This is a genomic window from Streptomyces sp. NPDC059456 (assembly GCF_042750055.1).
In the GTDB taxonomy this organism is placed as follows: Bacteria; Actinomycetota; Actinomycetes; order Streptomycetales; family Streptomycetaceae; genus Streptomyces.
Window position 1 is genome coordinate 1 of record NZ_JBHYVA010000265.1, and the last position, 10409, is coordinate 10409.

The 10409-nt window shown below is 72.6% G+C and carries 9 protein-coding genes and 1 pseudogene; 7 read left to right on the top strand and 3 right to left on the bottom strand.

Annotated features, from left to right (window positions below; genetic code table 11):
- Positions 1-300, top strand: a pseudogene (locus ACFXA3_RS22525) (transcriptional regulator); the annotation flags it as partial.
- 2 nt (positions 301-302) lie between these two features.
- On the opposite strand, the gene ACFXA3_RS22530 reads toward ACFXA3_RS22525, so the two are convergent.
- Together ACFXA3_RS22530 and ACFXA3_RS22535 are read right to left on the bottom strand one after the other, a co-directional pair.
- The gene (locus ACFXA3_RS22530; protein WP_385189269.1) at positions 303-2105 is read right to left on the bottom strand and encodes a glycoside hydrolase family 15 protein; all 1803 of its coding nucleotides are present in this window, start codon (positions 2103-2105) and stop codon (positions 303-305) included.
- A 71-nt stretch (positions 2106-2176) separates the two neighbouring features.
- On the bottom strand, positions 2177-2731 hold the full coding sequence (locus ACFXA3_RS22535) for a DoxX family membrane protein (protein ID WP_385189271.1): 555 nt from the start codon (positions 2729-2731) through the stop codon (positions 2177-2179).
- Between the two features lie 123 nt (positions 2732-2854).
- On the opposite strand from ACFXA3_RS22535, the gene ACFXA3_RS22540 reads away from it, so the two are divergent.
- The 3 genes from ACFXA3_RS22540 to ACFXA3_RS22550 all read left to right on the top strand — a co-directional run bounded on the left by ACFXA3_RS22540 (position 2855) and on the right by ACFXA3_RS22550 (position 5125).
- Positions 2855-3328 carry a MarR family winged helix-turn-helix transcriptional regulator gene (locus ACFXA3_RS22540; RefSeq protein WP_385189273.1) on the top strand — a complete coding sequence of 158 codons (474 nt, stop codon included), beginning with the start codon at positions 2855-2857 and terminating at the stop codon, positions 3326-3328.
- A gap of 55 nt (positions 3329-3383) precedes the next feature.
- Positions 3384-3710 (top strand): YkvA family protein, encoded by a 327-nt coding sequence (locus tag ACFXA3_RS22545; protein WP_385189276.1) that lies wholly within the window; start codon positions 3384-3386, stop codon positions 3708-3710.
- Positions 3711-3811: 101 nt separating this feature from the next.
- On the top strand, positions 3812-5125 hold the full coding sequence (locus ACFXA3_RS22550) for an SUKH-4 family immunity protein (protein ID WP_385189277.1): 1314 nt from the start codon (positions 3812-3814) through the stop codon (positions 5123-5125).
- A 24-nt stretch (positions 5126-5149) separates the two neighbouring features.
- Here ACFXA3_RS22550 and ACFXA3_RS22555 read toward each other — a convergent pair whose 3' ends face one another.
- Positions 5150-5785, bottom strand: coding sequence for an alpha-ketoglutarate-dependent dioxygenase AlkB (locus tag ACFXA3_RS22555; RefSeq protein WP_385189279.1), 636 nt, complete (start codon positions 5783-5785; stop codon positions 5150-5152).
- Positions 5786-6144: 359 nt separating this feature from the next.
- Here ACFXA3_RS22555 and ACFXA3_RS22560 point away from each other — a divergent pair, with 359 nt between their 5' ends.
- The 3 genes from ACFXA3_RS22560 to ACFXA3_RS22570 form a co-directional block, all read left to right on the top strand.
- Positions 6145-8109, top strand: coding sequence for an amino acid transporter (locus ACFXA3_RS22560; RefSeq protein ID WP_385189282.1), 1965 nt, complete (start codon positions 6145-6147; stop codon positions 8107-8109).
- A gap of 64 nt (positions 8110-8173) precedes the next feature.
- Positions 8174-10000: a glycoside hydrolase family 15 protein gene (locus tag ACFXA3_RS22565; RefSeq protein ID WP_385189285.1), complete on the top strand. Its 1827-nt coding sequence runs from the start codon at positions 8174-8176 to the stop codon at positions 9998-10000.
- A 76-nt stretch (positions 10001-10076) separates the two neighbouring features.
- Positions 10077-10409, top strand: a 333-nt coding sequence (locus ACFXA3_RS22570; RefSeq protein WP_385189287.1) for a dihydroxyacetone kinase subunit DhaK, incomplete at its 3' end; no start/stop codon positions are given.

Here is a 10409-nt window from a genome sequence, read left to right on the forward strand (position 1 = left end):
ATCACGGAGAGCCTGCGGGCCCGGGCCACCGCCCATCCCGATCCGGAACTCGACTCCCTCATCGAGGAGTTGACGGGCTACCTGCCACCGGCGGCGCCGCCGGGCCCGGACCACCTCGGCTTCGCGGTGCCGCTGCGGCTGCGGACCGCCGAGGGCGAGCTCCGGCTGCTGACGACGCTGACCTCGTTCGCCACGGCCGTGGACGTCACGCTGGCCGAACTGCACCTGGAGGCCTTCCTCCCGGCCGACGCCACGACCGCGGACCTCCTGCACCGGCGTGCGGCCGCCCACCCCGCCTGACGTCAGGCCGTGGGCGGGGAGGCGGTCCGGCCCAGGGTGATGGCCGTGTTCACCAGCCCGACGTGGCTGAACGCCTGCGGGAAGTTGCCGAGTTGGCGGTCCGCCACCGGGTCGTACTCCTCGGCGAGCAGTCCCACGTCGTTGCGCACCTCCAATAGCCGCTCGAACAGTTCGCGCGCCTCCTTGTCCCGCCCGGTCACGTGCAGCGCGTCGGCCAGCCAGAACGAACAGGCGAGGAAGGCCCCTTCGTCGCCGGGCAGCCCGTCGACCGACGGGCCCTCGGTGCTGTAGCGGCGGACCAGGCCGTTGCCGCCGAGTTCCGCGCGGACCGCGTCGACCGTGCCGATCACGCGCGGGTCGTCGGGCGGCAGGAACCCGACCCGGGGGATGAGCAGGGTGGCCGCGTCGAGCTCCCGGGAGCCGTAGTACTGCGTGAAGGTGCCCCGCACGGGGTCGAAGCCGTTCTCCAGCACGTCCCGGTGCACCTCGTCCCGCATCTGCCGCCACCGCCGCACGTCGCCGGGCAGTGCGCTGTCGCCCTCCATGGTGCGCACGGCCCGGTCCGCTGCGACCCAGGCCATCACCTTGGAGTGCACGAAGTGCCGGCGCGGCCCGCGCACCTCCCACAGGCCCTCGTCCGGCCGGCGCCAGTTGCGCTCCAGGAAGTCGAGGAGCGCGAGCTGGATCCGCCAGGCGTGCCGCTCCGTGGGCAGCCCGTTCGCCCGGGCCAGGTGGAGGGAGTCGATGACCTCCCCGTACACGTCGAGCTGGAGCTGGTCCACGGCCGCGTTGCCGACGCGGACCGGGGCGGAGTCGGCGTAGCCGCGCAGCCACGGCAGGTCGGTTTCGGGGATCCGCCGCTCGCCGCCGATGCCGTACATGATCTGCAGGTCGGCGGGGTCGCCGGCCACCGCGCGCAGCAGCCAGGCCCGCCAGGCGCGGGCCTCGTCGTGGAATCCGGTCTCCAGGAGGGAGCCGAGGGTCAGGGTGGAGTCGCGCAGCCAGCAGTAGCGGTAGTCCCAGTTGCGGACGCCGCCGAGTTCCTCGGGGAGGGAGGTCGTCGCGGCGGCGGCGATGCCGCCGGTCGGCGCGTAGGTGAGGGCCTTGAGGGTGATCAGGGAGCGGGTGACCGCCTCCCGGTACGGGCCGTCGTAGGTGCACTGGGCGGTCCAGTCCCGCCAGTCCGCGAGGTTCTGTTCGAGCGCCCGGTACGGGTCGACGGTCGCGGGGCGCGGCTCGTGCGAGGGGTGCCAGGTGAGGACGAAGGCGACCCGTTCGCCGGGGCCGACGGTGAACTCGGAGCGGGTGCTGTTGGCCTCGCCCCATGTGGGCACGGCCGGTTCGCTGCGCAGCCAGGCGGAGTCGGGGCCGGCGACGGCGACGCGCTCGCCGTCGGAGCGCCGGACCCAGGGGACGACGTGGCCGTAGTCGAACCGCAGGCGCAGGACGCTGCGCACGACGGACTCGCCCGACAGTCCCTCGACGATGCGCATGACGTCGGGGGCGTCGTCGCGCTGCGGCATGAAGTCGATGACCTTGAACGAGGCGCCGTCCGGGGTGTCCCAGTAGGACTCCAGGACCAGTGAGCCGTCGATGTAGGCGCGGCGGGTGCACCGGACGCCGGGGGCGGCACCGGCCGGGGTGATGCTCCAGTGGCCGTTCTCCTCGTCACCGAGGAGCGCCGCGAAGCAGGCGGGCGAGTCGAAGCGGGGCAGGCACAGCCAGTCGATGGACCCGTCGCGGCCGACGAGCCCGCTGGTCATGAGGTCGCCGATGAGTGCGTAGTCTTCGATGGGTTGTGTCATTTGAGCGCTGTTCCCCCGAATGCCCGGGTCCAATCAGGGGAGGTCCCGGGCACTCTTCCCGCGGGCGCCGGTCAGCTGCGCACGAGGAGCAGTGCGCTCGCGATGACCACGCCGAGGGCGACGGCGAGGGCGCCGTGGACGAGGCGGTGGCTGCGCAGTACGGGCAGGAAGCGGTCGGCGGCGTACCGGCCGGGGCCGGTGAGGGCCACCGCGGCGGCGGCGACGGTCAGCAGCAGCTCGTACTCGATGCCCTTGGGGGCGAAGAACGACCCGGCCCCGTGGACGGCGATCGCGTTGATCATGGTGCCGACGACCGCGGCTCCGGCGAGCGGGGTGAGCAGCCCGAGGGCGAGGCCGAGTCCGCCCAGGGTCTCGGTCAGACCGGCGACGACGGCCATGACGTCGCCCGCGGGGTAGCCGCTGGCGGTGAAGAACTGCCCGGTGCCGCTGATGCCGCCGCCGCCGAACCAGCCGAAGAGCTTCTGGGTGCCGTGGCCGGCCATGGTGAGGCCGAGGACGACGCGGAGCAGGAGCAGGCCGGCGTCGTGTGCGGAGGTGGAGAGGGCGGGCGGGACGGCCGGTGCGGCGGCCTGCGGCTTCGTCGCGGTGACGGAGGGGCTGGTCATGGGGGATTCCTTCCGGTCGGGCGGTCCGGGTGGGGACGGAGCACAGAAGTTGTTCAAATTCGAACCGCCAGCCCCGACCTTAACCATTGATTCAAATTGGAACAACCCGTGTAAACTGGGGGCATGGCTGAAACGAGATGGCTGGACGAGCGCGAGATGCGCGCCTGGAGCGGCTTCCTGGCCGCCTCCGCCCTGGTGAACCGCCGCCTCGACCAGCAGCTCAAGGACGACTCCGGCCTCTCGCACCCGCAGTACGAGATCCTCGTACGGCTCGCCGCGGCTCCGGACCGCGAGCTGCGGATGACGGAACTGGCCAATGGCCTGATCAATTCGAAGAGCGGGCTGACCTACCAGGTGACCCAGCTGGAGAAGGCCGGCCTGGTCCGCCGCCGCAGCTGCCCCTCCGACGTGCGCGGGGTCTTCGCGGTCCTCACGGACGCCGGCCGCGCCCGCCTGGAGGAGGCCGCCCCCGGCCATGTCGCGACGGTCCGGGAGGCCCTGCTCGACGTCCTGACCCCCGAGCAGCTCGACACGCTGGCGGAAGGGCTGGGCGAGGTCAGCCGCCGGCTGCGCGAACGCGGCGGCCAGGGCGGATAGCGAAGACCGGCCCGCGGACGACGGATGACCGGGCCGAACGGGGTATAGGGGTGGCATGGACGCAACGGTCTGGCTGACGATCGCCGCGGTCGTCGCCCTCGGGCTGGCGATCGCCGCCGGGGTGCTGCTCGTACGGGTCTTCGCGGCGCGGCGCCTGCTGCTCGACGCGGGGATCCCGCTGCGGGACAAGGCGCTCTTCTGGGTCGCGGTGATCTACACCGTCTCGCCCGTGGACCTGATCCCGGACCCGGTGTACCTCGACGACATCGGCGTGCTGCTGCTGGCGCTGCGTTCCCTGCACGCGGCGGCCTCCGCCGTACGGCCCGGCGCGGCCGCGGTGGCCGCGGAGCCCGCCGTGGCGAAGAAGGCGGGCACGGCGTAGCGGCCTCGGCCGGGCACCGCGCAAGCGCCCCGCACCGCCGCCGGCGGCCCCAACGCCTCCTGGACCGGGCACTGTCGGTGGCTGCTGACACCATGTCCTGCATGCCTTTCGAAGATCGTGACGCCTGGTCCCCCTCCCCCGCCGCCCTGCTGGAGGCCGGAGCCGCCCGGGTGCGGGAATGGTACGGCCCGCAGGCCGGCGGCGGGACCGGCCGCGAGGTCTTCACGCAGGCCGAGGCCGTCTTCGGCCATGCGGACGTGTCGCGGGCGGAATACGCCTCGTGGCTGCACTTCGCCGCGAAGGTGCTGGGGCACGACGCGTACGCCGAGCAGGTCGCCGCGGACGAGCCCGGCATGCCGTGGCGCACCGTCTGGGCGTGGTGGCGGCCGGTCGGGGCGTTCCGGGCGGTGCCGAACCTCAGCGGGGACGCCTCCGCCGAGGTGTTCGACCGGCCGGGCGGGCCGGGCGGGCCGGGGGGCCGGAGCCTGCTGAAGGTCTGGTCGCTGTGGACCGAGGAGCGCTGGTTCGACCTGGCCACCGGCGAACCGTGCCCGGCCCCCGCGGCCGGGGAGTTCACCGAGCGCACGCAGGAGCCCGGGGAGGGCGAGCCGGTCCTCTTCGACCCGGACGAGGACGCCTGGGCCCTGCACTGCCCCGGCACCTGGGAGGACCCCGTGCCGCTCGGGGCGGGCCGCTTCCTGCTCACCGAGGCGCGCGGGGTCGTGGTGGTGGAGCGCAACGCGGCCGTGGACGCGTCCGGCTGGCCCACCGGGGGCGCCGACTCCGCCGCGTGGGAGGAGGGTGCGGGCGAGCCCTGGTTCGCGGGCCCGGCGCCCGGCGGGGCGCCGCTGGACGCGGCCCGCCTGGAGGCGGTGTTCGGCGCGGACTGGACGGTGCGGGTACCGCCGGCGCTGCTGCCCGCGGAGCTCACCCACGGCCCGACCCGGGAGCTGATCGGTGCGGTGGGCCTGCCGCGCCACTGGGCGGCGGGCGTGACCTCCTTCCGGCTCGCCTGGACCGAGCAGGGGCCGCCGCGGGCACCGGAGTGCGGGGAGACGGAGCCCGGAGTCGGCGGCCTGCTGCACCTGGGGACGTTCGAGATGGGCCACGCCGACGAGGGCGAGGTGTTCGTCCACCCCAGGACGGGCGCGGTGTCGATGGTCCGCGAGGGGGAGGGGCCGTTCCCCCTCGCCCGGGACACCGAGACGTTCGTACGGCTCCTGGAGGCCGTGCGGCGGTTCATGGGGGCGTGCTGGGACCCGTACCCGGCGGAGGACGGCCACGGCGAGTTCCGCTGCGAGGTGGCGGAGCTGGAGCCGGGCGTCCTGGAGTCCGACGACCCGGAGGAGCCGGGCGCCGCAGTCTGGGAGCACGTCTTCGCGTCCATCACCGAGCTGAGCGTCTACGGCTACTGACGCAGGGCGGGCCCCGGCCCGGTGTCAGCGGACTCCGCGGGGGCGGTACTGGATGCTGATGCGCGGGCCGACGGCGCGGGCGGACTTGGGGACGGCGTGCTCCATGGTCCGCTGGCAGGAGCCGCCCATCACGACGAGGTCGCCGTGCCCCAGCGGCAGGCGCAGCAGGGTGGGGCCGCCGTCGCGGGGGCGCAGCACGAGATCGCGCGGGTCGCCGACCGAGAGGATCGCGACCATGGTGTCCTCGGTGGCGGACCGGCCGATGCGGTCGCCGTGCCAGGCGACGCTGTCGCGGCCGTCGCGGTACAGGCAGAGCCCCGCGGTGGTGAAGGGCTCCCCCAGCTCGGCGGCGTAGTGCCCGGTCAGGGTGGAGCGGGCCTCGGCGAGCACCGGGTGCGGCAGGGGCTCGTCCTCGTCGTAGAAGGCGAGCAGGCGGGGCACGTCCACCTCCCGCTCGTACATCTGGCGGCGCTCGGCCCGCCACGGCACGTCCTCGGCCAGCCGTTCGAACAGCGTGTCGGCGCCGGCCAGCCAGCCGGGCAGGTGGTCGACCCAGGCGCCGGAGCCGAGCCGGGTGCGGCGCAGGCCCGAGAGCGGGCCGAGGCGGATCTCGTCGCCCTGGTCGAAGAGGGAGCCCTGGAGGCCGGAGATCGTACGCACCCACCCATCATAACGCGCCACTCGAACATTCGATCGATTTGAGGGCTGTCCTGGGGTTTCTCCCGCCGGGCGGGCCGTCAAGGTATCGCTAGGGAGGCGTTAAGGAGCCGTCAAGAGCGGCCGCGGCCACCGGCCTGCCGCGCGCCGGACCGTTGGCCCCGCATCGGCGCGTCTGCGCAGGTGGGAGGCGGGTTCAAGGCGGAGCGCACGCCTCCGGCCAACCGGAGCAACCGCCCGTGCGCAGCCGTACGGGGCCCGTCAGGATGAGATCGCGCGCGTGCACGAATGATCGAGTTCCGTACGCTTGCCCAGCCGTCGCACCGATGGCCGGATCCAAGCCGTACGAAGGAGCACCCCCGATGGCCACCCCCGCCCAGCCGAGCCGCCTGAGGGCATGGCTCCTGGAAGGCCTGACCGACCAGACGAAACACCGGTCGGGACATCGGCCGGAAGGTCCGGACGCGGACGGGGCTCCCGAAGCCGCCGACCACGGCCGGCCGTGGTGGCGGGTGATGTGCCTGACCGGTCTCGACTACTTCTCCACCCTCGGCTACCAGCCGGGCATCGCGGCGCTCGCGGCCGGGCTGCTGTCGCCGCTGGCCACCATCGTGCTGGTGATCCTCACCCTCTTCGGGGCGCTGCCGGTCTACCGGCGGGTGGCGGAGGAGAGCCCGCACGGCGAGGGGTCGATCGCGATGCTGGAGCGGCTGCTGTCGTTCTGGAAGGGCAAGCTGTTCGTCCTGACCCTGCTGGGCTTCGCGGCCACCGACTTCCTGATCACGATCACCCTGTCGGCGGCCGACGCGACCGCGCACATGGTGGAGAACCCGCACCTGACCAGCACCCTCAACGGGCACCAGGTGCTGATCACCCTGATCCTGATCGCCCTGCTCGGCGGCGTGTTCCTCAAGGGGTTCAGCGAGGCCATCGGCGTGGCCGTGGTCCTGGTCTTCTCCTACCTCGCGCTGAACGTCGTCGTCATCTCGGTCGGCCTGGTGCAGGTCATCAGCGAGCCGCACGTCATCACCGACTGGAAGCAGGCGCTGATCACCGAACACGGCAACGTGTTCATGATGATCGCCATCGCCCTCGTCGTCTTCCCCAAGCTGGCACTGGGCCTGTCCGGCTTCGAGACCGGCGTCGCGGTCATGCCGCACGTCCAGGGCTCCCCCGACGACACCGAGGAGAAGCCCGCGGGCCGGATCCGGGGCACGAAGAAGCTGCTGACCACCGCCGCCGTGATCATGAGCGTCTTCCTGATCACCAGCAGCTTCGTCACCACCCTCCTCATCCCCGCCGAAGCCTTCCAGCCGGGCGGCGAGGCCAACGGCCGCGCCCTCGCCTACCTGGCCCACGAATACCTGGGTTCCGCCTTCGGCACGGTCTACGACGTCTCCACGATCCTGATCCTGTGGTTCGCGGGCGCCTCTGCGATGGCCGGCCTGCTGAACCTGATGCCGCGCTACCTGCCCCGCTACGGCATGGCCCCGCACTGGGCGCGCGCCCTGCGCCCCATGGTCATCGTCTTCACCCTGATCGCGTTCCTGGTCACCTGGCTCTTCGACGCCGACGTCGACGCCCAGGGCGGCGCCTACGCCACCGGTGTCCTGGTCCTGATCACCTCGGCGGCCGTCGCCGTGACCATCGCCGCCCGCCGCGCGCACGAACGCGGATGGACCATCGGCTTCGGCATCATCTCCGCCGTCTTCGTCTACACCACCGCCGTCAACGTCGCCGAACGCCCCGACGGCGTGAAGATCGGCGCCTGCTTCATCGCCGGCATCATGGCGCTGTCCCTCCTCTCCCGCCTCGCCCGCGTCTTCGAGCTGCGCGTCACCCACATCGAATTCGACGACATGGCCCAGCGGTTCATCCGCGACACCGCCAACCGCACCATCCGGTTCATCGCCAACGAACCCGACAACCGCGACGCCGACGAATACCGGCTCAAGAAGCAGCAGATCCGCGCGGACAACGACATCCCCTCCGAGGACGACGTCATGTTCGTCGAGGTCACCGTCCTGGACGCATCCGAGTTCGAATCCGGCATGCGCGTACGCGGCGAGGTCCTGCACGGCCGCTACCGCGTCCTGAGCCTGGAGAGCTCCAGCATCCCCAACGCCCTCGCCGCGCTCCTCCTCCACATCCGCGACGAGACCGGCCAGCGTCCCCACATCTACTTCGAGTGGACCGAGGGCAACCCGATGGCCAACTTCCTGCGCTTCTTCCTCTTCGGACAGGGCGAGGTCGCCCCCGTCACCCGCGAGGTCATCCGCGAGGCCGAACCCGACCGCAACCGCCGCCCCCACGTCCACGCCGGCTGACACCGGGCGCGGATCCGGCTCCGTACGTACCGTGGGAGGGCAGTCACTCGCCCCGGGAGCCGCCATGGACGTCTATCCCCCGATCGCGGAGCACGGGCTGATCGGCGACCTCCAGACGGCCGCGCTGGTCTCCAGTGCCGGAACCGTCGACTGGTGGTGCACGCCGCGGTTCGACTCACCCAGCGTCTTCGGCGCCCTGCTGGACCGGGCGGGCGGGGGCCACTGCCACCTGGCGGTCGACCCCGACCGGATCCGCGACGTCACCGTCAAGCAGCTCTACCTGGCCGACACGGCCACGCTGGTGACCCGGTTCATGGCCCCGGACGGCGTGGGCGAAGTCGGGGACTACATGATCCCCGACGACTCCCGCGAGCCCACCGACCGGCACCGGCTGCACCGGACGGTCCGGGTGGTGCGCGGCAGCCTCCCGTTCGTCCTGGAGGTCCGGCCCCGGTTCGACTACGGCCGGGCCCCGCACACGCTGAAGCTCCTCGACGACCGGTCGGCGCTGATGCAGGGCCCGGGAACCGACCTGTTCGTCCAGACGAGCGCGCCGATCACCCTCGTCGCCGAAGGGCAGGACACCGTCGCGCGGTTCACCCTGACGGCGGGAGAGGCCGCCGCCGTCGTCCTGACCGCCGACGCCACCGGCAGCCCGCGCCCCGATCCCCTCAGCCGCGAGCGGGCCCTCGCGGAATTCGACCGGTGCCGCGCCTACTGGCACGACTGGCTGCGCACCTCCACCTACCGGGGCCGCTGGCAGCAGATGGTCCACCGGTCCGCCATCACCCTGAAGCTGCTCACCTACGCACCGACCGGCGCGCCGATCGCCGCGGCGACCATGGGACTGCCCGAGCAGATCGGCGGGGAACGCAACTGGGACTACCGCTACACGTGGATCCGCGACGCGTCCCTGTCGATGCGCGCCCTGGTCAAACTCGGCTTCACCGAGGAGGCCAACGCCTTCCGCCTGTGGGTCCGCGACCGCTTCGAAGCCGGCAGCACCGCCTCCGGCCACCCGCTGCAGATCATGTACCGCGTCGACGGCGACCCCCACCTCCCGGAGGAGGTCCTCGGCCACTGGGAGGGCTACCGGGGGTCCGCCCCCGTCCGGGCCGGGAACGCGGCCGCCGGCCAGGTGCAGCTCGACATCTACGGAGAGGCCGCCTACGCGTTCGGTGAGGGCCGGGAGATGGGGGCGCTGCGCGGCTGGACGGCGTTCACCGGCCTCATCGACTGGTTCTGCGACCACTGGGACGCGCCCGACGAGGGGATCTGGGAGACGCGGGGCGGGCAGCAGGAGTTCACCTACAGCCGCCTGATGTCGTGGGTGGCGTTCGACCGGGCCATCCGCCTCGCCCAGGACCACTCCCGGCCCGCGGACACCGGCCGGTGGACGGCGGCGCGCGACGCGGTCTTCCTGCAGATCGTGGAGCGGGGCTGGAGCACCGAGCGGCAGGCCTTCGTACAGAACTACGCGTCGGACGTCCTCGACGCGTCGCTGCTGCTCATGCCCAAGGTGGGTTTCGTCTCGCCCACCGATCCCGCCTGGCTGTCCACGCTCGACGCGATGGACCGGGAACTCGTCAGTGACAGCCTCGTCTACCGCTACGACCCCGCGGCCTCGCCGGACGGGCTGCGCGGTTCCGAGGGAACGTTCAACCTGTGCAGCTTCCTGTACGTCGAGGCGCTCGCCCGGGCCGGCCGGACCGTCCAGGCACGCTATGCGTTCGACAAGATGCTGACGTACGCCAACCACGTCGGCCTGTTCGCCGAGGAGATCGGGGCGTCCGGCGAGCAGCTGGGCAACTTCCCGCAGGCGTTCACGCACTTGGCGCTCATCGACGCCGCACTGGCGCTCGACGAGGAACTGGACCGGCGGTCGGCATGAGCGCGCCGTCCGGCGGGGTAGGGGGACCGCGGGCGCTGCCCGCCCGCCACCCGTCGGCCCGACCAGGAGAGACCCCATGCGGATGCTGATCAACAGTCCGGAGACCGTCGTCGCCGATGCGCTGCGCGGGATGGCGGCCGCGCATCCCGAGCTGGACGTCGACGTCGAGCGGCGGGTCGTCGTACGGCGCGACGCGCGGCTCGGGGGCCGGGTCGGGCTGGTGTCCGGGGGCGGGTCCGGACACGAACCGCTGCACGGCGGGTTCGTGGGGCACGGGATGCTGTCGGCGGCGTGCCCCGGGGAGGTGTTCACCTCGCCGGTACCCGATCAGGTGGTGCGGGCGGCGAAGGCGGTGGACTCCGGGCAGGGCGTGCTGTTCGTCGTCAAGAACTACACCGGGGACGTGCTG

Excerpts from the sequence above, each read along its gene's own strand:
- ACFXA3_RS22565 (WP_385189285.1), top strand. The coding sequence starts at position 8,174 with ATGGACGTCTATCCCCCGATCGCGGAGCACGGGCTGATCGGCGACCTC.
- ACFXA3_RS22535 (WP_385189271.1), bottom strand. The coding sequence starts at position 2,731 with ATGACCAGCCCCTCCGTCACCGCGACGAAGCCGCAGGCCGCCGCACCG.
- ACFXA3_RS22545 (WP_385189276.1), top strand. The coding sequence starts at position 3,384 with ATGGACGCAACGGTCTGGCTGACGATCGCCGCGGTCGTCGCCCTCGGG.
- ACFXA3_RS22530 (WP_385189269.1), bottom strand. The coding sequence starts at position 2,105 with ATGACACAACCCATCGAAGACTACGCACTCATCGGCGACCTCATGACC.
- ACFXA3_RS22550 (WP_385189277.1), top strand. The coding sequence starts at position 3,812 with ATGCCTTTCGAAGATCGTGACGCCTGGTCCCCCTCCCCCGCCGCCCTG.
- ACFXA3_RS22560 (WP_385189282.1), top strand. The coding sequence starts at position 6,145 with ATGGCCACCCCCGCCCAGCCGAGCCGCCTGAGGGCATGGCTCCTGGAA.
- ACFXA3_RS22540 (WP_385189273.1), top strand. The coding sequence starts at position 2,855 with ATGGCTGAAACGAGATGGCTGGACGAGCGCGAGATGCGCGCCTGGAGC.